Origin of the sequence: Natrialba chahannaoensis JCM 10990, assembly GCF_000337135.1 — an archaeon.
In the GTDB taxonomy this organism is placed as follows: Archaea; Halobacteriota; Halobacteria; order Halobacteriales; family Natrialbaceae; genus Natrialba; species Natrialba chahannaoensis.
The window spans coordinates 132458-153465 of the sequence record NZ_AOIN01000008.1; the positions used below are offsets into that span (position 1 = coordinate 132458).

Annotated in this window: 19 protein-coding genes and 3 tRNA genes; 11 read left to right on the forward strand and 11 right to left on the reverse strand. The window is 57.8% G+C overall.

Annotated features, from left to right (window positions below):
- Positions 1-94: 94 nt before the first annotated feature.
- Positions 95-439, forward strand: a complete 345-nt coding sequence (locus tag C482_RS00620; protein ID WP_006165382.1) for a DUF5789 family protein — start codon at positions 95-97, stop codon at positions 437-439.
- Between the two features lie 9 nt (positions 440-448).
- Here the strand turns inward: C482_RS00620 and C482_RS00625 are convergent, their stop codons facing one another.
- The 3 genes from C482_RS00625 to C482_RS00635 form a co-directional block, all read right to left on the reverse strand.
- Complete coding sequence (locus C482_RS00625; protein ID WP_006165383.1) at positions 449-1069, reverse strand: YIP1 family protein; 621 nt, start codon at positions 1067-1069, stop codon at positions 449-451.
- Positions 1070-1198: 129 nt separating this feature from the next.
- Positions 1199-3190, reverse strand: a complete 1992-nt coding sequence (locus C482_RS00630) for an ABC transporter ATP-binding protein (RefSeq protein ID WP_006165384.1) — start codon at positions 3188-3190, stop codon at positions 1199-1201.
- 76 nt (positions 3191-3266) lie between these two features.
- Positions 3267-3758: a DUF192 domain-containing protein gene (locus C482_RS00635; protein WP_006165385.1), complete on the reverse strand. Its 492-nt coding sequence runs from the start codon at positions 3756-3758 to the stop codon at positions 3267-3269.
- A 60-nt stretch (positions 3759-3818) separates the two neighbouring features.
- Here C482_RS00635 and C482_RS00640 point away from each other — a divergent pair.
- Positions 3819-3892: transfer RNA gene (locus tag C482_RS00640), tRNA-Val, on the forward strand.
- A 315-nt stretch (positions 3893-4207) separates the two neighbouring features.
- Here C482_RS00640 and C482_RS00645 read toward each other — a convergent pair.
- Positions 4208-5092: an IS1595 family transposase gene (locus C482_RS00645; RefSeq protein WP_006165386.1), complete on the reverse strand. Its 885-nt coding sequence runs from the start codon at positions 5090-5092 to the stop codon at positions 4208-4210.
- A gap of 128 nt (positions 5093-5220) precedes the next feature.
- Between C482_RS00645 and C482_RS00650 the strand changes: the two genes are divergently transcribed.
- A complete protein-coding gene (locus C482_RS00650) occupies positions 5221-6819 on the forward strand; it encodes a hypothetical protein (protein WP_206537125.1) in 1599 nt (532 codons plus the stop codon).
- Positions 6820-7009: 190 nt separating this feature from the next.
- Here C482_RS00650 and C482_RS21435 read toward each other — a convergent pair whose 3' ends face one another.
- The 3 genes from C482_RS21435 to C482_RS00660 all read right to left on the reverse strand — a co-directional run bounded on the left by C482_RS21435 (position 7010) and on the right by C482_RS00660 (position 9387).
- Entirely contained in the window at positions 7010-7147 is a 138-nt protein-coding gene (locus tag C482_RS21435; RefSeq protein ID WP_161605582.1) for a hypothetical protein, read from the reverse strand.
- A gap of 675 nt (positions 7148-7822) precedes the next feature.
- Positions 7823-8287 (reverse strand): hypothetical protein, encoded by a 465-nt coding sequence (locus C482_RS00655; RefSeq protein ID WP_006165389.1) that lies wholly within the window; start codon positions 8285-8287, stop codon positions 7823-7825.
- A gap of 653 nt (positions 8288-8940) precedes the next feature.
- On the reverse strand, positions 8941-9387 hold the full coding sequence (locus C482_RS00660) for a DUF7344 domain-containing protein (RefSeq protein WP_006165391.1): 447 nt from the start codon (positions 9385-9387) through the stop codon (positions 8941-8943).
- Between the two features lie 224 nt (positions 9388-9611).
- Here C482_RS00660 and C482_RS00665 point away from each other — a divergent pair.
- From C482_RS00665 to C482_RS00695, 7 genes are all read left to right on the forward strand, one after another.
- A tRNA-Phe gene (locus C482_RS00665) sits at positions 9612-9685 on the forward strand.
- A 293-nt stretch (positions 9686-9978) separates the two neighbouring features.
- Positions 9979-10416, forward strand: coding sequence for an SHOCT domain-containing protein (locus tag C482_RS00670; protein ID WP_049896364.1), 438 nt, complete (start codon positions 9979-9981; stop codon positions 10414-10416).
- A gap of 182 nt (positions 10417-10598) precedes the next feature.
- The gene (locus C482_RS00675; RefSeq protein ID WP_006165393.1) at positions 10599-11177 is read left to right on the forward strand and encodes an SHOCT domain-containing protein; all 579 of its coding nucleotides are present in this window, start codon (positions 10599-10601) and stop codon (positions 11175-11177) included.
- A gap of 921 nt (positions 11178-12098) precedes the next feature.
- Positions 12099-13688: an HTTM domain-containing protein gene (locus C482_RS00680; protein WP_006165394.1), complete on the forward strand. Its 1590-nt coding sequence runs from the start codon at positions 12099-12101 to the stop codon at positions 13686-13688.
- A gap of 449 nt (positions 13689-14137) precedes the next feature.
- Positions 14138-15265 (forward strand): ABC transporter ATP-binding protein, encoded by a 1128-nt coding sequence (locus tag C482_RS00685; protein WP_006165395.1) that lies wholly within the window; start codon positions 14138-14140, stop codon positions 15263-15265.
- Positions 15266-15286: 21 nt separating this feature from the next.
- Complete coding sequence (locus tag C482_RS00690) at positions 15287-16246, forward strand: carbohydrate ABC transporter permease (RefSeq protein WP_006165396.1); 960 nt, start codon at positions 15287-15289, stop codon at positions 16244-16246.
- Positions 16247-16251: 5 nt separating this feature from the next.
- Positions 16252-17226, forward strand: coding sequence for a carbohydrate ABC transporter permease (locus tag C482_RS00695; protein ID WP_006165397.1), 975 nt, complete (start codon positions 16252-16254; stop codon positions 17224-17226).
- Between the two features lie 74 nt (positions 17227-17300).
- Here C482_RS00695 and C482_RS00700 read toward each other — a convergent pair whose 3' ends face one another.
- From C482_RS00700 to C482_RS00715, 4 genes are all read right to left on the reverse strand, one after another.
- Positions 17301-17717 (reverse strand): hypothetical protein, encoded by a 417-nt coding sequence (locus tag C482_RS00700; RefSeq protein WP_006165399.1) that lies wholly within the window; start codon positions 17715-17717, stop codon positions 17301-17303.
- Between the two features lies 1 nt (position 17718).
- A complete protein-coding gene (locus C482_RS00705) occupies positions 17719-18978 on the reverse strand; it encodes an ABC transporter substrate-binding protein (protein ID WP_006165401.1) in 1260 nt (419 codons plus the stop codon).
- A gap of 163 nt (positions 18979-19141) precedes the next feature.
- The gene (locus C482_RS00710; protein WP_006165403.1) at positions 19142-19687 is read right to left on the reverse strand and encodes a carboxymuconolactone decarboxylase family protein; all 546 of its coding nucleotides are present in this window, start codon (positions 19685-19687) and stop codon (positions 19142-19144) included.
- A gap of 359 nt (positions 19688-20046) precedes the next feature.
- A tRNA-His gene (locus tag C482_RS00715) sits at positions 20047-20118 on the reverse strand.
- A gap of 172 nt (positions 20119-20290) precedes the next feature.
- On the opposite strand from C482_RS00715, the gene C482_RS00720 reads away from it, so the two are divergent.
- Positions 20291-20746 carry a DUF5814 domain-containing protein gene (locus C482_RS00720; RefSeq protein ID WP_006165404.1) on the forward strand — a complete coding sequence of 152 codons (456 nt, stop codon included), beginning with the start codon at positions 20291-20293 and terminating at the stop codon, positions 20744-20746.
- Positions 20747-21008 lie beyond the last annotated feature (262 nt).

Sequence of the window (21008 nt, forward strand, 5' to 3'; positions counted from 1 at the left end):
CGTGACACGCCGTTCGAGAGCCAGAAGGCCATCTGTACACCGCCGTGGCGAACGCAAGGTCAACCGGTTTCCGACCAATGGGCGAACGATCACTATGACCGACGATAGCCGCGAACTCGGCGTCGAACTGGGCGACCTCGGCGACAAACTCGAGTCGGTGTCGTACCCAATCAGTCAGGACGAGTTACTCGAGGAGTATGGCGACACGGAACTCGAGATGAGTGAGGAAACGGCGACACTGGCGGAGGTCATTGGACCGCTGAACGAGGAAGAGTACCGAGACTACGGAGAGGTCGAACAGGCGATTATGAACATGGTCGGCGACGCGGCGATTGGGCGGAAGAACTACAGCGATCGAACACCGCCCGCGGCGGGCGAGGACAGACAAGACGAGGGCGCGCCGGACCAGGAGGGCCAACGCGAGCAGGAGTCGTTCTAGGGTAGGAGGCTAGCCAAGCACGAACAGCAGTGCAGATCCGAGAGCGATCAGAACCGCCGGGGCGAGCGCCGTGCTGACCGGGACCTCGTGCGTTTCAGAGACGCCGTACGCGAGGATGTAAACGCTCCAACTTGTCACGAGCAGGAACAGCACCATCGAGACGATGGTGAACTCGAGTTGTGTGGTGGCAGCGTCGACTTCGGCGGCGAGCCTCGCCGGATCAGAACTCTCGAGCGAGAGGGAACTGAGAGACTGCCAGCCGTACCACATCGACGGTGCGAAGAACACGATCTCCGGTGCGTAGGCCCAACCGGCGACCGCGAGTGCATCCGTGAACGAGCCGTCGGTCGCGGATCCCCCACTGCCATAGTGCATGACTGCGGCGACGACGAGCCACGCCACGACGAAGATAACTGCGCTGAAAACGAGACCGATACCGATAATCGACAGCACCTGACGTTCGAGTTGTGCATCGAGTCCCTGGACCTGTGCGAAAAACGCCCTAATGAAGACGTAGACGCCGGCGAGTTCGAGCACCATGTGACAGACGAAGACGCCCGCGCCGAGAGGGAGGAGATTGGGTCGAGAGCGGAAGTACGTCGTTGGATCGAACAGCGGGGTTCGGGGCACTATTCCTGGAACTGGTGTCAAGTTAATAAAATATTACGGGTCGCAGTCGGACGGACTGCCGTACATCGTTTCTGGCGTAGCCGCGACCTGTCCTGCGGATACGCCAGCAAATCGTTTCAGCAGACCGTCTCAGTCGTCACTGATCTCCGTCCGCGCGTGTCGGCGCTGGGCGCGTTCGATGAACTCCTGTGGGAGTTCGTCGATTTCGCCGGCCTGGACGCCCCAGAGGTGCGAGTAGAGACCTTCGTTCTGCAGGAGTTTGTCGTGCGTCCCGCGTTCGACGATTCGGCCGTCCTCGAGGACGAGGATCTGATCCGCATCCTTGATCGTCGAGAGGCGGTGAGCGATGGCGAACGTGGTTCGGTCCTCGGTCAGGTCGTCGATCGAGCGCTGGATGAGCATCTCAGTCTCCGTGTCGACGTCGCTGGTCGCCTCGTCCAGGATGAGGATGTCAGGATCCTTGAGGACCGCGCGGGCGATGGCGACGCGCTGGCGCTGGCCGCCGGAGAGTTTGACGCCGCGCTCGCCGACCATCGTGTCGTACCCCTCGGGGAGGTTCTGGATGAATTCGTGGGCCTCGGCAGCTTTGGCGGCCTCAACGATCTCTTCGCGGTCCGCGCCAAAGGTGCCGTACGTGATGTTCTCCTCGACGGTGCCGTAGAAGAGGAACGAGTCTTGGCCGACGTAGCCCATCGACTGGCGAAGACTGGCCAGCGAGACATCGCGGACATCCTGCCCGTCGATGCGGATCGCCCCCTCATTGACGTCGTAGAGGCGGAGGAGGAGTTTGAGGACGGTCGACTTGCCCGCCCCCGTTGGCCCGACGAGTGCGACCGTCTCGCCGCCGTCGACATCGAAACTGATGTCGTCGATGATCAGGTCCGCTTCCGGGGTTCCGTCGCCATCGCTACCGTCAACAGCGTTATCGGAGTCGTGCAGTTCGTCGTCGTACCTAAAACTGACGTTGTCGTACTCGACTCGACCGTCTCGGATCTCGATCTCGTTGGCATCCTCGTCGCGTTCGATGCGGCCTCGTTCGTCCATCAGCCCGAAGATACGCTCGCTCGAGGCCTCCGCGCGCTGGTACATGTTGATGACCTGTCCAAACTGGGCCATCGGCCAGACGAGTTGCTGGGTGTACATGATGAACGCGACGAAGACACCGGTCTCGAGAGTTCCCGTGAACGGACCAGGTGCGGTGTCCATGAGCACCCAGTAACCGCCGACCAGGAACGTCAGGACGAAACCGATGCCCGAAATGACCTGCAGGCCGGGGAAGAACTTGATCCGCAGCCAGATGGCGTCCCAGTTAGTGTTGTAATACTTCCGCGAAACGTCGTTGACGCGGTCGGACTCATACTCCTCGGTGTTCGAGGACTTGATCACGTTAATACCACCGAGGTTGTTCTCGAGTCGGGAGTTGACCTTCCCGACCGAAGAGCGAACCGCGGCGTACTTCGGCTGTATCTTCTGGACGAAAATGTACGTAAAGATAGCGATCAACGGGACAGGCGCGAGCGAAACTAGCGCCAGTTGTGGGTTGAGCCAGAACAGCAGGAAGGTGATCCCGAACACCATCACGATCAGCCGGGTTGCCGAGTTCATCCCCTCGTTGAGGAAGCGCTCGAGTTGGTTGACGTCGTTCGAGAGCACAGACATCATCTCGCCAGTCTGCTTGTTCGAGAAGAACTCCATGTCGAGGCGCTGCATCTTGTCATACGTCGCCGTTCGCACGTCGTGTTGGACATCCTGCGAGAAGGAGTTGAATCCCCAGTTTCGCAGCCAGTGAAACACCGCCCCGAGGACGAACGATCCCGCGACCACAACGACGACGAACACGAACTGCTCTTCCGGCGACGTCGGGAGCCACGCCTCCGGCAGAACGGACAGCGGAACCTGCTCGTGGAACGCCTGCTCGCCAAAGATCGAGTCGATCGCAACCGCGAGCAACAGTGCCGGTAATAGATCTAACGCACGCGCAAACACGCTCGAGATGAGGCCGATGGTCATCGAAAACCAGTACGGACGTCCGTAATCGAATATGAGCCGGCGCATTGGACTCTCTGCCTGCTCACGTTGCTCCTCGAACGGATCGTCTTCGTCCCAGTCGACGCCGGCCATTATACGCACCTGTGGCCTGACTGGCAATAAGAGTTTGCTACGAATCGAAACACATCAGACCACATCGGTTCGGAGATCACTCCTCACTGAGTGTAACCTCGTCACCCGGTTCCATCCCAGTCTGGTTCGCGTAGCCCCGTGGCACTTCGAGAACCCACTCTCCCTGCCCGGTGTACTCGAGTGCCTCGCCATCCTCGCCAGGCTCGGGCGCGCGGGCATGTTCAATCGAAGTGACTTCGCGATCAGCGTCGATGAAGATGATATCGATGTCGAAGTCCATGTCCCGCATGACGTAGGTTCGTTCGCCTTCGCTTGCATGGATGAACAGCATTCCCTCGCCGTCCTCTAGAGAGTCGTGATCGCTCAGGCCTGTGTAGCGCTCCATGGGCGTGTCTGCGAGCTCGACCTCGACGGTCGCTTTGGGCTCGCTGTCCTCATCGAGCACGTGGAGGGTGCGGGTGTCGTCCGCCCATGGGTCGGCGATCAGGCCAGTTTGGAAGGCCAATACGGTGATGAGCAGGAGTGCAGCAACGGCAAGCAGACTTTTCCAGACCCACTCGAGAACCATACCTGCGGTGCGACGCGAGAAAGTAAAGGTTATTCGGACGGGGGGTCTTGTTCCGGATACGGGCTCGTGGTCTAGCTGGTTATGACGCGGCCTTTACAAGGCCGAGGTCGGTGGTTCGAACCCGCCCGAGCCCACTACTCCTCTGCACGTGTTTGATTCGCAGCACGGCAGTCGATTTTGACACCCTTGCCGTGGGGGTATCGTCGTAGATCCGAACCACGCTGTGCACCCGCCACCTCGCTGTCTAGCACTCATGGCCATGTTCGCACTGAAGCAACCTAGTTCTTTCTATTAAAATCAAGCACTCTAACATCTAAAGGTCGCAATTCGCAGAGGTGATTTATAGGTACTCCGATCGTTCTATCCAACATATCTGACAGCACAAGTAATGACGGAGAGGATGAAAGTGATGAAAAAGAACAACGCTCTTGTGTAGCACTTTGTTGATTTCACAGTGTGGCTTTGATAGCGTGTTTGAGCGCTTCTCTCCCTGGTTTCCGCAGTAGCTTGCGTCGAAGTTGAAACGCTCGGAGATACTGTGTGAGCTTATCTTTTGAGATGCCTCGATGAGGCGAGAGCCACGGTCGCAGCAGCGATCCGTGGCTCTCGCAGGTGTTGACGTGAACGTTTTCGTCAGCGTATTCGCCGTCGCCGTGGACGACGTATTCGCGGTCGAATGCGTCGTCCTCGTCCAGCGGATCGTAGGCTCGAAATCCGTCAGTGTAGACGGTTAGGGGCTCCTTCTCGCGGTTTGCGAGAAGGAGCCGAATCGTCGATTCGTCGGCTGATTTCGCGGGGATAACGTATCGGTTGCCGGTGCCACGATCGACGATCGTGAACACCGGCGGGTTGTCCTGCTCGTACGTTCCTCGCCCACGCGTGGACAGGCCACGCGAGCGCGACTCTTGGTCGCGCTCGCGGCCTTTCAGCCCTGCAGAAACGTAGACTTCATCGATTTCGACCGGTCCGACAAGGTCGAGCGAAGGTGCGTCGAGCGCCTTCGTGAAGCGCTCGACGCGCTGGTAGATCGTTTTGTACTGGACGTCGATCTCTAGCTGAAGTTGGCGAAAACTCGTGTTAAACCGGAGAAACGCGTAAATCGAGAACAGCCACTTTCTGAGAGCGACTTTCGAATGGGCGAAGATTGTGCCGGTCTTGTCGTTGAACGTGCGGTCGCAATTCTTACAGAGATAGCGCTGAAAGTGCCCATAGCTGCCGTTCTTGACCGTGCGGTCAGAACGGCAGCGAGGGCAAGTAACACCGTTACGCCAGCGAACCTGCTGTAACAGGTCCGCTGCGACCGATTCCGACCCAAACACATCTAGCGGAATCATGCCTAACGGACACCGCTGACGCGGTGTCCTTGCTCTCTTCGATTCCACAGCGACAACTGACCAGTATCAACAATCTCCTACAGAAGAGCGAAGAACAAAACAAGGCTCCACCTGAGGATGCAGATATAGTGGCAGAGGAAGAGTTAGAAGCAGTTAATGAGGCTGAAGAAGATGCCGAGAAGGTTTCAGAAGAGTCCTTAGAAGAGAAAGCTGCTGAAGATGAAAGCATTCCCAGTAGCGTCATATCAGACTCATTAGATGACACAAATGGGGATGATACTGACTCTAGTGATACAAATGGAGAAGACGGTAACCCTTCCCAAGCCTCGGAGACAGAATCCAAGAAGACAACTGGGGAGTCAGCGTTTTCGTCATATTCGTTGCTCGAAGCGCTCCGGAAGCGTCGTTCGCGTCGATTTTCCACTGGGATAGAGATCGAAGGTGGACCGACTGCGTACACCAGCGACCGCGACCCCCAGCCGCTGACCGAAACCGAAACGGCGCTGTTGGTCTTTGCCGCCTGCGGAATTACCGGTCCGCCACTGCTCGATTGGACATACAATGAAGGCGAGGGCGGAAACATGATGGCCGGTCTGGCCGGCCGGACGATAAGCAGCGCGGACGCCGTCAACTCGATGGCGATGTTCGTCATCCAGGATGACGCGACCTGGCTGGCGCGCCGGCCACAGGACATTCCGGCGGACGAACTGGTCGACATTATGCGTCTGATTGCTGAGGACGAATTCGTCGAGGCGTGGCGTCGGATGCGTGTCAAAGTCGCAGACGAGCGCTGTGCACTCCCGGTCGAACCGCCGTACAACATTAATGCCAATCAGTGGTCGCTGCACGCGGAGGGAACGACCTACTTTCTCCCAGTTTCGGAACTCACTCACCTGTATATCAACGCCTTGTTCGAGTTCCTCCGGGAGGAATCCGGCTTCTATTTCGTCGACGAACGCCGCCTGTACCTTCCTGCGGGGTTGAGCGAATTCGCGAAAAGCAACGGTGGGTTTCTGGACGACGACCCGAACAACGGGAAAGTGATGACGATCAACTACATCGAGCGCCTGGCCGGCGAAGCCAGTCTGATCGAACAGGGAATGGCGCTGCAGAACCTCGGACTGGCGTGTCAGGCGATGGGTCTGTCGGGCTTCCCTCACTTCACCCACCACGACGAGGCATGGTTCGAGGCACTTGGCTTTCGCATGGGCGAACAGCCGCTGACCGAGTTCCTCTCGGTGCCCCGAATCACAGCCGCACTCCTCAGACTTCGAGGCCAAAACCCCGAGATGTCGTATCCGTTAGGACTGGAACAAAACAGCGAGGTCCTGCTAAAGCCGTTTTGTCCACCGTACTATGACTCGATGGGTGATGCGGTACGGGCGGTCTACGAGCGGAAGTTCGGTGATGACGGAATCTTCCGTGGGGGACACGACATCGTCGAGGAAAGTGAGGTTGACACTGGATGGGAGAGCCCTGAAGAGGTCACGAGCGATATTCCGGATATCGACGAATCGGCAATCGATGCGACAACCGCGTACTGCGAGTATATCCACGACCGCTACGGTCGGTTTCCGGCGACGTATCCCCCTTTCCATACGTTCATGGGATTCCAAGCAGGCCACATAGACGAAGGATTCTACGAGGAGTACTATCGCCCAGGCGCGTTGACTGAATCCCACCGGCAACACCGGGACCGCTGGCATGATCAGTACGAAAGCTCGTAGCGAATCAGCGATCGAACATTCTGCAACATGCACCAGTTGTTCCACGCCACTCTACGAACAATATCAATTTCTGACAGAACATCCAGCGGTCAGTATGCACGTGTAATGAGCGAACTGCCCTGATTCAGTTTCAGGTCCAATTCTGAATAAAGAAATTGCGCTACTATCTACTGCTAAGAATTGGAGGGTGTCAGCCTCCATTTTCCTTATCGTCTTCCTCACGAGCGTTCTGGATCCCCTCAGTCACTGCCCAGTCGAAATCTTCCTCCATCCACTTCGCTATTTCGTCAATGTCGGCGTCGGAATTGGGACGGTCAGGGCTAGTCATCACCTCCAACTTTGGAGGAGACGCACATATCAACTGGGACGGTAGTACCCGCTGGAAGGACCCAGTCAGTCCAGATCGCAGATTTGTATAATCCGTCCGCCAACGCCAACATAGGCCGTTTATTCGGGAGTTTTTCTTGTGTCTGAATCTTCGAGCCTCTCCATAGGGCCGTATACAAACTCCATAACAGTGTTTGTACACTACTCCAAGAGAGTGAGGTTCAAAGCCCTATGTCTATCGTAGGAACACAATCTAACCCCCACTCCGCACTGTCTACACGCTGTCTGTCAGTTAGCGGTTATTCAGACTCGACCACTTGGGATGGCACTTATATTTTTTATTAGTCAAGGACACGTACAGATGACCGGTAGTGATACCACGGATTAGAAGCCACAGATGACGGTTTTGCTAAATTGGTGAGGTCGTCTCAAGGGTGGCCTAACCGGAATCTGAGATCGACGGATTGGCAGAGAACCCCTACCCCTCAGGGGCCGAAGTCAAAACGCCGTATAACACATCCGCCGTCTCGATACAGCAAAATCAAGGAGACACTATTTGATCGACTCAGTAATCGACTGAAGACGTAATAGGCGGCATACTAGTCCTTGAATTTGGTCGAGTAAATCGGCTGATGTGGCGCGGTTTATCGAATCGAATCCTTGATTTTCTACTGTCTTAGATGTCGAGGTCCTGTACAACTTCTTCTGAGTCGAGATCGCGGAGCACTATCCCTGTGAAACAACTGGAAGAATTGCCTTTTCGGGAATCCCATTCTTTCGTATACTCGGCGACACCACGTTCTTTGAGTTCTGCCGTAAGTTGATACTGACTTCGAGCCACTTCCCGTCGAGTCTTCGAACAGAACTCTTCGTAGTGGCTGTGGAGGTCATCAGTGAATTCAGTACTTCCCGGTTGATCCTCAATAGCAACATCAATAAACTCGCTAACTACGTCTCCAAATCGGGTCCAGAGTTGGTGTGTCTCACTCGGACTTCGTGAATCAGTAAAGCGATCCTGAGCGCGAAGTCGATCAAGCCCGTCTAACGCCCAGTTTAGGATTCCTGCAGCCTCGTCCTCAAACTGCGAGATGATTCGGTCCTGAGATACCCGATTGTTCTTTGAGATCTGTTCTTCAAACACAACAGTAACCCATCGACTCCAAAACCCGTCCTCTGTAATAGATGCCTTGAGAGATTTGTTCGATGCGAAGATGTGCTTGCAGGTCGCGTCCGCTCAACTCGTTGAGGTTCTCACGGCCTTCCTTCTCACACCAACGTACGAAATGCTGAAGGCGGTATCCATGAGATTGAACGGTACTGGCTGCCTTTTCGCCTTCTGCTGATTGGAGAGACAGTTCTACTGCTTCTTCTGCGGAAATGGGTTCAAGTTCTGTCATGGCTCACGTTAGTGAGCGCCAGAGCAGCCGAGTGGTATCCCCTATCTGGGTGCAGCCGCAGGGATGGATGGCCGTGCAGCCGAGGTCGGTGAGTGGACGACTCCCGCAGGGAGTCGGACACTATCGCGGGCCGCCCTCGGCGGGCCGCATGGTTCGAATTACGGAACGAGCGAGCGTAAGCGAGCGAAGTTCAGGTAGTTCGAACCCGCCCGAACCCCACTCTCCGCAGTGAGACTCACCCCACGATAGCTCACAACACGCTGGGAAAACAGGTTGAAACGAAATTGCAGCAAGTCGTTACTCGAGTACACACACCGTGTACGACGAGAAACCGGCACGTCACGGAGCGAGACGGGGGCTGGGAAACTGCCAGAACGTCGTGGTCAGTTGGCAGTAGTCACTGCTTGAGTCGCGCGACGTTCTCTCTGATCTGACTGAAGAAGCCCTCGCCAGCTTCCCGTTCGAGCGCCGTGTGGAGCGTCGAGTTTTCAGGTTCGTCCTTGACGACGATACGAAGGTACGGCTCGAGTTGCTCAAAGTTGTCTGCGAGGACGACAGTATGGTTGTCCTCGTCGTGATCGACGACGCCTGCATCCGCCAGTTTCGGGACGTGGCACTGGACAGATGAGACGTAGACGCTCTTGTATTCGTTCTTTGCGACCTCCTCGGGCGGAACATCGTGTTCCCAGCCAGCGACTTGCTCTGCGAGTGTTGAGAGTTCGATCGGACCGTCCTGTCCACGGAGGGCGTACAGGAGGTACCGACGCCGACGGTTGGCCAGTAACTCGAGGATAGTATCCGCCGATAGTTCGTAGTCTGTTTGGCTCGAGGTAAGTGCCCCCATAACACGATATTACCGCCGAGTGCGGAAAAACGTGTCTTGAATATCTGTATATCCAACAGACGGCCGTTACACCGAGATTTCCAGCGGCGTATTCTCGCCATTACAGATGGTGATGGTGCCTACAGCTGGGTACCGCGTGAGAGAATCACTGTCAGGAAAGTCACGTAACGGCCGGATGCAATTCGAAATCCTTTTTTATACCATGGCCTGAACTACGAGTGCGAGCCGCCTTAGCTCAGACTGGGAGAGCACTCGACTGAAGATCGAGCTGTCCCCGGTTCAAATCCGGGAGGCGGCACTTTTGGCGTGAACAAGACGACGAGCGTAGCGAGTCGTTCGTGAACGCCAAAAATGGTATCCAACCGTCTTCGCGTGGTTCACAATCCGGGAGGCAACACGTCTCTGATACTGTCGGACAGAAGTCAGTGAGAAGTCGGTCGAAAAGTCGCGGCCGTCTCCGAAGGTGACGGCCGCAGTAGCGCGACAGATATTCGAATAGTTCTGTCCGACAGTATGAATCCGACCGCCGAGCGAAGCGAACTAATTTTCCATCGGAAGAGTTAATTCACATTGCTTGAAAGTAAATACATTATGAACGGTGGTAATCTCCTGCACATTGGTCTCGGCGGGATGCTGGGACTGGTGGTCGTTGCGTTGATTCTCACACCGCTACCGATTGGTGGTATGGGTACCGTTCCAGTCCTGGGGATCAGTGGCGCTTATCTGGGCCTGTTGATCCCCGTAATTATGGTATTAATAGCTCTTGTCAGTATCACCGCAGGAGACACCACCATCGTCGAGCATGATCTGTCTGCACACGACGCATCCCAGCCTGCACGGGAGGAGCCACACCACGAGTATGATGGGAGAGAAGCCATGGACATTCTGCGAGACCAGTACGAAACTGGAAAGATCGGACATCACGAGTTCGAGCAGCGGCTGAAAATACTCCTCGATGCGGACGATGCAAACGAACTTCGGGAGCGCCTCGAGTGGTTCGAAGACGGCCCCGAGAAACACGGCGAGTAGTGAACGCCATTCAGACATCGGCAGCGATTGATAACCCAGTGGACAGGTGTTATATCACTGGTATCCTTATTCACCGCTATGCCTGCTGAAACAAGAAACGACGGCGTTTCGTCTGTTCGTTCGGCTGAGGTGGACACCGGGACAGTCGTAGAGCGAGCCCTGCAATGTGGTGGTGCGGACTGATGAGAACGGATAGGTACCGCTATCCGACAGAACCACTCTCTCCAAAGGGAAAGATCGCCGTCTACGTGTTCATGTTCATCGTCCTGTGTGGGGTACTTGGTCTTTTGATTTATCTCCCAACAATGATTGGAGAGATGGCCAGCACGGAACTCGATTCGAATCCAGTTCCAACGTGGACGTACCTCATTGTCGGGGGAATGCTTCTCGTGATGTTCGCCGGTATCGTATTCGAGTTGTACAAGGCGTCGCTGTTGGATGTTACTGACGATGCCGAAGATGGCACCACCGATTCTGGTCAGACGAGTCGGGTCGAGATCATCAAATCACGCTACGCGAGTGGAGACATAGACGAAACTGAATTCAAACGCCAACTCGATGAACTTGAGGGGCCACCGTCCGGCACCGGGGTTGCAACGCATCGATTTGATTCCCATGGGAGCAACCACATGGTCGATCGAACAGTCCATTCGAGCACCGGCCTCGATCCGGAAGCCGAAGAGATACTCAGACGACGGTTTGCCGAGGGAACACTCACCGAGCAGGAGTACAAACGTAAACTTAAACTCTTACGTGAGTGAACGGTTCGCCGGATAGTCACTACAGTTCTCGATTCAGACCTGGGAGACCTTCGCTCCGGTCGAGGTTCAAATCAGGGAGGCAGCACTTTTCGCGCGAACAAAACGTCGATCGTAGCGAGTCGTTCGTGAACGCCAAAACTGGTATCCGACCGGATTCTGAACCCTGGAAGTCACGCACAACGAGCGAGAGCGAGTGAGCATGTCTTCCACCGGTTCAAATCCGGGAGGCGGCAGATGTTTGCGGCGATCAACTTCGCGAGCCGCAAGTATCCAACGTGACTTGATTTGAAGGGGAGAACACCGAGCGATAGCGAGGTGTTCGCGTGGTTTAAATCCGGGAGCAGTACTTCCCGCGGCGGACAACTCCGTGAGCTGCGGGTGTGCAACCCGGCCGGAGGTGAAGGAAGTTGCCGCTTGTACTCGAGTCAACTGATCAGAGATTCACTCGCGGTTAGGATTCGACCGGCGTTTACAGGGTTCGATTTCTTGTTACGGTCAGGTTGCGCTGTACAACTACAACTGGGGGCACACAGATGGTGCAGTTTGCTTATAGGTCAGCTGTTCCCTGTTCCCTGTTCCTATCCGCGGTTCTCGCTCATTTCGGTCGTTTACGAGTCGGGGCGTTTCCCGCACATGGTCCGTGATTCTCTGAGAACTGCGCTCGTCCCGAACCGGACCCACACCAAACCGTGCGTTCGTCGTGCGTTCGTCGTTCGGGCGGGCAGTGATGGGGAGTTGTACTATAGAGTGCCTACTCAGCGTGTAAATTGGATTCGCAGTACGTCTTGTTCGTGTTTAATCGCAAATCGAATTTTCGACAAGTGATCCGGCAGTGACCCTCGAAACGGGAAAGCCGGACAGTTGTGGTGAGCAAATATATATGGTGCATTCAGTTGTGAGTCGAACTGGTTCACGCCGGGTATGCACTCACTCCGTACGATTTCATCGCGTGTTCAAAGCACCCTTCGGAGATCCACCTACATCGATCCGGACGCGGTTCGAATCGATACGCGGGCGCTCGCAGCGTTTCGAATCGTCGCCGGATTACTCATCATTGCAGATGTACTCCTTCGGTCACGGAACTTCACGCTCTTCTATACAGAGTCGGGCGTTGTCCCGCAGTCACTGGCTACGGAGATGACAGCAGACAACGCGGTTTCGATCTACTACTTTACGACGGATTCGACCGTGATCGCGGCGTTGTTCATCCTCACGGTACTGATCGCGATCCAACTGATCGTCGGCTACAAAACGAGGGTTGCGACCGTCCTCTCGTTTCTTCTGGTCGTCTCGCTTGACCACCACAACCCGCTGGTTCTCAGCTTCGCGGACACCCTCTTCCGGATGCTTCTGTTCTGGGCAATATTCCTACCACTGGGGGAACGCTGGTCGATCGACGCCTGCCACGCTGACTCCCTCCCGAGATCGGGAATCACGAGCCTTGCGTCCGCGGCAATCCTGGCACAGGTCGTCTACATGTATGTCCTCAACGGCTACCACAAGCGAGAATCTGAGCTCTGGACTGGCGGTGAGGCCACCCCGCTCATCATGGGGCTCGACAATACGACCTTCCTCCTCGGGGATTTCATGCGAAACTTCCCGGCGCTCCTACAGTACGGCGGGGTGACGTGGTACTACATGTTGTTATTCGCCTGGCTCCTTATCCTCCTCCAGGGGAACGCGCGGACACTCTTTGTCGCCATGTTCATCGCCGGCCACGCCTCGTTCGCGATTACGGTTCGGATCGGCGCGTTCCCGTACGTCGCGATTGCCGGCCTGCTCCTGTTCTTGCAGACACCCGTCTGGGACAGACTGGAGACTCTCGTCCGCTCTGGAACACTCGAGCAGTCTCGACGCGCCTACATCCGAATCGAACTCAAGCGGCTTGCATCTCGATTCCCTCGGGCGCAGATCGACTCGAAGACTCTCAGACATGCCAAAACGACCATCTACACACTCGTGCTGGTGGTCGCAATCATTTCTCTCCTCGTTGTCCCGACGCTGTCACACCTGCCTGTCGCTCAGTCTATCGATGAGGAGGACGGTCCGAAAGACCGCATCGACGAGAGGGCGGATGCAATCCGTGTCAGCCAGCCCGATTGGACTGTCTTTGCACCTCATCCACGAACCGTCGATCGGTACTACGTCTTCCCAGCCGAAACCGAAAACGGAGACACGGTAGACGCGTATAACGAGCGTCCGTTGACGCATGAAAGACCCTACGACGAACTCCAGAAACAGTTCGGTACCTATCGGGAACGCTTCTACATGAGCAGCGTCAGACGTGGCGGCCCCGACGATATTGTGGCCGAAACGCTCGCCGACCATCTGTGCGAGATCTGGTCGGAAGAGCACGGTGAGGAACTTACAGCTGTCAACATGTACTATGTTGTCGAGGATGTGACGCTTGAGACGATCGACGAGTCGGCGGTCCGTGATCGGGAAATCCAGCCGATCTACCACCACGGCTGCGGCGACACCGAACCGAGAGCTATCGACCCGCCCGAGTGAGCGATTGCGCTCGTTGATGGATCGGTGGAGGTGGACCGAATTAACGAATCGGTCAGATACTGCGACTACGGACAGTGACTCCTCGAGACGGATTCGAGATTGAAACTGGTTACCATTGCACGCCCACCCGTTCATTTCGAAAGCCTCGACGGAAGAGGACAGTTCCCTTCGAAGCTGAGTACACCGAGATTGACATCCTCCCCGCCCTGAAGGCGGGGTTTTCTCCTGGATTCCCCGCAAATCACACGTGAGCATCCAGAGAACCCCAGCCAGTTCGTCGTCCAGGCTGTGATTCGCGAGACAACTCAAAAGCCCACTATTCCAGCGACGACCCACGCATGCCATCTTCAGAGGATATTCCGGTATTCGGATGTATCAGAACCCGTGCTAGTAGGATCGGGATTAATGGATGACTCGTGCGTACGCATTCCCTAATGACATCTATTGCCATGGGTGGTGTTAGCAAGTATTTCGACGCAGGGGAGACCGTCGCGAACTACCGGCTAACGCTCGAGGTGGTCGACGGCGAGTTTCTGGTGTTTCTCGGACCGTCAGGCTGTGGGAAGACGACCGCGCTGCGATTGATTGCAGGGCTAGAACAGCCCTCTGAGGGGGCAATCTACTTTGATAACGAGCGGGTGGACGGGCGTTCGCCGAGCAGTCGGAATGTGGCGATGGTGTTCCAGAACTACGCGCTGTATCCACACATGACGGTGGCAGAGAACATCGGCTACCCGCTGCGGGTTCGAGGTGTCCCACCCGATGAGCGTGACCGGAAGGTCGAGGCAGTCACCACGCTGTTGCACATCGAAGACCAGGTCGAGAAGAAGCCTGCAGCGCTATCAGGTGGACAGCGCCAGCGAGTAGCGCTCGCGCGGGCGATCATCAGGGAACCGTCGGTGTTTCTGCTCGACGAACCGCTCTCGAATCTCGACGCGAAGCTCCGTCAGGAGATGCGCATCGAGCTGAAACGCCTCCAAAACGAGCTCGACATCACAACCGTCTACGTGACTCACAACCAGGAGGAGGCGATGAGCATGGCCGATCGGGTCGTGGTGATGAACCAGGGGACGATCCAACAGGTTGCGCCGCCACAGGAGCTGTACGAGCGCCCGCGGACAGCGTGGGTAGCCCGGTTTATCGGCTCGCCGCCGATGAACCTGTTCGAGGGCACGCGACAGAACGGCTCGATTGACTTCGGCGAGGCAGGCGCTGTCGAACTGGACAGCGTTGTTCGGGCGGGCGAGACAGACGACCCGGTCGACACGACGCCACCGGAGGACGGCACCACCGCGAGCGTGGTGACGAGCGACGTACAGGGCGAGGTTGCATTGGGTGTTCGCCCGGAGGACCTGACCATCACGACCTCGCGGCCGACCACTGGAAACGTGATCGAGGGGCGGGTCGACACCGTCGAACCACTCGGTGAGTACGTCCTCGTCAACGTCACGGTCAACGACCAACTCGTGAACGCGAAGCTGGCCGACGGAACCGTCTCGCGTGACGAGCGCGTCTACCTCACGTTCGACAACGACGACGCCTACCTGTACGATGAGAACGGCGAACTGGTCGGCTGACAAGACAGACTAACCCGAGCCATGAGCCTCCGAGATCAACTCGACGCGGTCATCGCAGACACCGACCGACCGTACGGATTAGCCGTTGACCGAGACAAGGCGATCGCGATCGCAGTCTTTCTGGTACCAGGGCTGACGCTCTTTACGATCTTCTCTGTCGGCCCGATCGCCTACTCTGCGATCGGGAGCTTCTATTCGTGGGATACCTTCACGATGGAACATTTCATCGGCCTCGACAACTGGATTCGGTCGTTCACTGACCCACTCATCGTCAACTGGTCGAACATGCGAGAGCTCCAGTATCCGATGGGGGCGCTCACGCACAACCTCCTCTGGGTCGTCCTGCACGTCCCGGCGAGTACATTCCTTGGCCTGGCGATCGCGCTGTTGTTCGCCGATCTAAAGGGCCGACGCATCCTTCGGTCAATGGTCTTTGCGGGCTTTACCGTCCCACCGATCGTCATCGGCCTCGTGCTTATGTTCGTCTACGATCCACAAGCAGGCATCTTCAACGAGTTCCTGCGGGTGATCGGCCAGGGACACCTAGTCCGCAACTGGACCCAGTCGCCGCAGGTAGCGATCTACGCCCTCATCGCAGGCGGAATCTGGGTTCACACCGGTTTCAGTATGCTCCTGTACAGTTCGGCTCTATCCGCTATCGACCCATCACTGATCGAATCGGCCAAGGTCGACGGTGCCGGTGCGTGGCGACGATTCTGGGACATCATCTGGCCGCTGGTCAAACCGGTGACCGCCGTCGTCGTCATCATGGGCATCATCTGGGTGATGCGGATGTTCGACATCGTCTACGCAGCTGGTGGCGCTGCGGGCGGTCCGAACCACGCCTACTCCGTTCTCGGTATCGAGGTGTATCGGGCCGCGTTCCGGCCACAGATCGACTACGGGATGGCGATGGTCGTCGCACTGCTCCAGCTGTTCATCGTCGCCCCACTTGCGCTCTACATCGCACGCATGCGGTGATCCCAATGACAGACGAAGACCCACTCAAACCGACCGGCATCGACGCGGGATCAGAGACGACCAGCGACCGCGACCAATACCTGCGAACCGAGGAGATACCCGAGACAGCGCCAGCGGCCGATCTCGATTGGCGGACCCGCATCGCCGAGACCATCCCCTCGAGTAGGCGCACGCTCACGTATCTCGTCGCGATCACCATCGCAGTCCTCTGGATCGTGCCGTTCATCGGCCTGTTCATGGCCTCATTCCGGCCGCTCTCGGAGATTATCGGTGGCTGGTGGCACGTCGAGGGGATGTCGTTCACGCTCGAGAACTACTATCAGGCCTGGGACTACAGCACCGCGCCGATGGGGCGGGCACTGCGAAATACGTTCATCGTCACGATTCCGGCGGTACTCGTCGTGATGCTCCTCGGCGTAATGGCGGCTTACCCCTTCGCCCGCTTTGAGTTCCCGCTGAAGACAACGCTCTTCTTCCTGATCTTGCTCGTGATGGCCGCGCCACCGGAACTCGTCGCGATGGGGAACTACAACGCGCTGCACGAATTTGGGCTGTTCGACACCTACATGGGGCTGATCCTGATCCACATCGGCTGGGGACTGGGCTGGGTCATCCTCTTCTTGCGAAACTACCTGCTCGGAATTCCGGAGGAACTCGAGGAGGCCGCGCGAATCGACGGGGCCTCACGGTACCAGATCTTCCGGACGATCATTCTGCCGCTGTCGACGCCCGCGCTCGTCTCGGTGGCGGTGATTCAGTTCACCTGGGTCTGGAACGCGTTCTTCTTCCCGCTGGTGTTCATGCGCTCGCCGGAGCTCTACCTCGCGCCGCAGGTGCTCCCGCTGATGACTGGGCGCGTGCAGGTCGAGTGGGGGATGATCGCCGCCGGCTCGATCATGACGATGGCTGTACCGGTGATCCTATTCTTGCTCTTGGAGCGGTACTACAAGCGGGGGATGGTGGCCGCGGTTGCGGACTGACAGTGAGAAGTCACCATCAACACGACCGCAGTATCCAGTTTCGGCAACTCATACAGCAATCCTGTTTCAGCAGTTCACAGCGGCAACAACCCCATCCTCGTCGCCGCAATTGCCGCGATGATCGCAAGCAGGTTCGTCAGGAAAAACAACCGCGAGGAGAGCCAGGCGAACCCGAGCAACACCGCGATCGGGAAGGCTGCAATCAGTGCCGGCCAGAACCCGCGAACCGCGAGACTCGCGAAAAAGCCGATCGTGAACACGTACAGCAGATCGACCGCAACGGCGTTGGCACTACTGCGCCGGACCTCCTGGCCGACGACCCGGGTGGACTCGAGTACCCCGCCGGTGCGAGCGTCGCGCCCGGCCTTGCTGTTACGTCCACTCTCGAGACCGAGGGAGTTCCCGCTGCTGGTGGTCCCCTCGGCGTCGGTGCCTGTGGTGGTCGTATCAGTATCGGTATCGGTGCCGCCGTCCGTCTCGAGTTCTGACACGCTACGAGTCGTCCTCCTGGACAGTTTCTTGTAGGACACCGTTGAGCGACTCGGTGATTCCGGTGACATCCTGATCCGGCTCTGCCCAGAGGCCGAGAAGCTGTGACCAGAATTCGGCTTGGAACGGATCACCGACCGCGTCGTCGAGGTCGGGGACGAGTTCGACTTCGTCCGCCTGTTCGGACAGTTCCTGCATGATCTCGATGTCGAACGCCTCCGCCGGCACCTCGAGCGAGGACGGGACGAAGCCGCCGCGTTCAGTCCAGACCTCCTGTCCGTCGGGAGAGATGATGCCCTCGACGGCGGTTCTGGCCGCGTCGGTTGCATCCGTATACGCAGGGATGGTGAACCAGTTGATGCTGGTCACCATCGCGTCGGTGCCGGGGAGCATGAAGTAGTCGAGGTCGTCTGGATCCTCGATCGCGCCGAACGTCGGCGTCCACGACCCCATGAAGTACAGGGGCGTCTCGTTCTCCCAGAAGAACTCGTACTGGATGCCGAAGTCTCGCACTTCGCTGAAGTAGCCCGCCTGCAGGAGTTCCTGCAGTTCCTCGAAGGCAGTCACGACGCGGTCGTCAGTAAACTCGGCGTCACCCTCGATGAGATCCTGCTGGAGCTGTGCGCCGTCCTCTTGCCGAAGGATGAACGCCTCCGTGACGTCGCTGAGCGGCCAGCCGTCTCCGTTCCCGGATGCGAGCGGTGCCTCGACGCCCTCGATACCGTCGATCTCCTCGAGGAGGTCGAGGAAGGCATCGTAATCCTCGGGCTCTTCGAGTCCGTGCTCCTCGAAGAACGACTGACGGTACCAGAAGCCCGGCTTGAGGTCCATCCCGAACGGCGCGGCGTAGACCTCGCCGTTCGCCTCGACCACCGCGTGCTCCGTCGAATACTCGTCTTCGTCCCACAGGTCACCGACCGGCTCCAGATGACCCGCCGCCCCGTCCCGACGGACGCGCCCCTCAGTCGGTAACACGACGATATCTGCCGTCGCAATGCCGGCCTCGTAGTCCATCAGCGTCTCCGTCAGGAGTGTTTCAGTGTCTCGCGGTGCATACGAGATGTCGACGCCGGTCTCGCCCTCGACGTAATCGACTACGGCGAGGAAGTCTTCCTCCTCGTCGTCAGTCCAAACTGCTGTGACTGTAACTGCATCCTGCGCACCGACACTGCCAGCGCCGCCCAGTCCCGCCAGTGCGATCGCCCCGCCGCCGACGCCACGGAGCACACCGCGACGGTCGACGTTCATGGTTTTGTCTCCCATGGGGTGCCCTATGACCGATCGGTATCATAATGGTTTTCCATATGTTGGTGTAAGTACAAGATGGTGACCAGTCGCTCAAACGGACAGGTCCAGCCGCGTTGTAGCCGATTCGGATCGAAGGGTTTCTTAGCAGTTCTTGAGATTCCACCCAACGAACGGCGCTTCACACTCGACCGCAAGCGCATCCAGTAATCGCGCAAGGGCGAGATAACATCCCGAGAGCATCCCGATTCCCCAAAATCGTCTCCTCGTCGTAGCACTTGGCCAGGCGGTCGTGCGTCGCGTCGTCGACCGCACCCGTGACGAACGCCGCGACGTAATCGACGATCGCTGCGTGGTCGGACTCGAGTCGGTTCTGTTCCTCGCGAGAGACAGCGAGGATCTGTTCGGGGTCCATGCCCTTGTCGAGTGCGACGCGGACGTGCTGGTGCCACTCGCAGGCCGAGTCGGCGTAGTAGGCCGTCGCGAGGATCACAAACTCGCGTTCGCGTGGTGAGAAACCGCTTTCGCGCCAGACTGCGGAGCCGTAGGCGCGGAACTGCTCGAGCAGGGCGGAGTCCTGACCCATGGTTCGGTAGACGTTCAGCGTGCCGCCCTCGAGTGAGTGGCCGCGCTCCTCGGGTGGGAGGTCGTTCTCAGACAGCGTGTCGAACAGGTCTCGTTTGTCGGCCGGGAACTCCTCGGGGTCGACAGGTGGAATGCGTGGCATACGCGCACGTTCGTTGGTGAGTGAAAATAGGTCAGTGGTGCTGCTGTGACGTGTTCACGATGAAAACGCCCGAGTGCGGGAATCGAACGACCTGAAAACGGTCTCGCTCACACGCTCGCGGGCCACGTCTTCCGTTGTTCGAATCTCCGAGGATGCCGTCGGCTCACGAGTTTGTTCACCGGAACAGTTTGCTGCGCCGAGCAGTCGCTCACTCCGTTCGCGACAACGCCGAAGAACGTCCGGGTGCGAGAATCGAACCGTAGCCAGACGCTCGGCCTCACTCCGTTCGGCCGCTGCGACTGGCAGGGTTCGATCTCGGTCGGATTTGCGCCGCTCGCGAATTTGCTCGCGGCAACAAAGTCCGGGTGCGAGAATCGAACCCGCGTCTCAGCCTCCACAAGGCTGAAGGATAACCACTACCCCAACCCGGACACGCTTGCAGGCATATGTAGGTCCGGTTGACCTGAAATACGTTACGACTCGCGTACGTGATCGTGGTATCTAATACCGCGGTTAGCGGCCACTCACAGTTACGTTCTGAATCGCAGCCCGAATCGCCGACCGAGACGTTTTTCGGCCACGCTGTCGTACGTCCACCAACGCGTGGCCATCACCGACAAGATCTACGTCAAGAACCACCGGCAACTGAGCTCCCAACTCGAGACGAACATCCCCAAGGGCGCGTTCAAGGGTGCCACCCTCGACATGCTCTTCCAGGGCGCGGGACTCGAAAAACTCGACGACGCGACCCGGGATCGGGTGCTCGACTTCACGGAGGACTTCCTCGACTGCGACTGCGACAACAACCCCTACTGTGGCTGTCCCGAGCGGAAGTTCATCGAGTACCTACTCGAGTTACGAGCGCAGGGACTCGGTCCCGATGCGATCGTGGACGTGATGAGCGACGACTACATGGTGTATGCCTACTCTGGTGACGTACTCTCCTTCCTCGACAGTGGCGTGCGGACGCTCGAGGCGGCAGAGAGCCTGGCACAGGTCGAGGGCGCAGACGACAAGCGCGACGAGATTCGGCAGTCGAAACAGGATCTCGCGCGGTAGTTCACAACAAGGGTTCGCCCGACTGGGGCGCTATTTACAAAGCAACGGACGGCTGTTCGAAATCCGGAATACCAGCCCCCCTGCGGCTGCACTCGCTCCTTCATGCACTTGCGCGTCGAGAAACTAAGTAGCCATCCGTAGACGACACCACCGTGTTGTCGCCACAGCATTTACTCCGAGGACGGTTCATCCAGCAGCTCCGACGCCGATGTTGGCCCGGGCAGACTGGCAATCGCACGCTGCAGATCTGCCTGAAACGATC

What these genes read in the sequence shown, in the direction of transcription:
- C482_RS00680 (WP_006165394.1), top strand. Translation starts at nt 12,099, where the DNA reads ATGCACTCACTCCGTACGATTTCATCGCGTGTTCAAAGCACCCTTCGG.
- C482_RS00685 (WP_006165395.1), top strand. Translation starts at nt 14,138, where the DNA reads ATGGGTGGTGTTAGCAAGTATTTCGACGCAGGGGAGACCGTCGCGAAC.
- C482_RS00690 (WP_006165396.1), top strand. Translation starts at nt 15,287, where the DNA reads ATGAGCCTCCGAGATCAACTCGACGCGGTCATCGCAGACACCGACCGA.
- C482_RS00635 (WP_006165385.1), bottom strand. Translation starts at nt 3,758, where the DNA reads ATGGTTCTCGAGTGGGTCTGGAAAAGTCTGCTTGCCGTTGCTGCACTC.
- C482_RS00630 (WP_006165384.1), bottom strand. Translation starts at nt 3,190, where the DNA reads ATGGCCGGCGTCGACTGGGACGAAGACGATCCGTTCGAGGAGCAACGT.
- C482_RS00705 (WP_006165401.1), bottom strand. Translation starts at nt 18,978, where the DNA reads ATGGGAGACAAAACCATGAACGTCGACCGTCGCGGTGTGCTCCGTGGC.
- C482_RS00695 (WP_006165397.1), top strand. Translation starts at nt 16,252, where the DNA reads ATGACAGACGAAGACCCACTCAAACCGACCGGCATCGACGCGGGATCA.
- C482_RS00675 (WP_006165393.1), top strand. Translation starts at nt 10,599, where the DNA reads ATGAGAACGGATAGGTACCGCTATCCGACAGAACCACTCTCTCCAAAG.
- C482_RS00645 (WP_006165386.1), bottom strand. Translation starts at nt 5,092, where the DNA reads ATGATTCCGCTAGATGTGTTTGGGTCGGAATCGGTCGCAGCGGACCTG.
- C482_RS00620 (WP_006165382.1), top strand. Translation starts at nt 95, where the DNA reads ATGACCGACGATAGCCGCGAACTCGGCGTCGAACTGGGCGACCTCGGC.
- C482_RS00660 (WP_006165391.1), bottom strand. Translation starts at nt 9,387, where the DNA reads ATGGGGGCACTTACCTCGAGCCAAACAGACTACGAACTATCGGCGGAT.
- C482_RS00710 (WP_006165403.1), bottom strand. Translation starts at nt 19,687, where the DNA reads ATGCCACGCATTCCACCTGTCGACCCCGAGGAGTTCCCGGCCGACAAA.
- C482_RS00670 (WP_049896364.1), top strand. Translation starts at nt 9,979, where the DNA reads ATGAACGGTGGTAATCTCCTGCACATTGGTCTCGGCGGGATGCTGGGA.
- C482_RS21435 (WP_161605582.1), bottom strand. Translation starts at nt 7,147, where the DNA reads ATGACTAGCCCTGACCGTCCCAATTCCGACGCCGACATTGACGAAATA.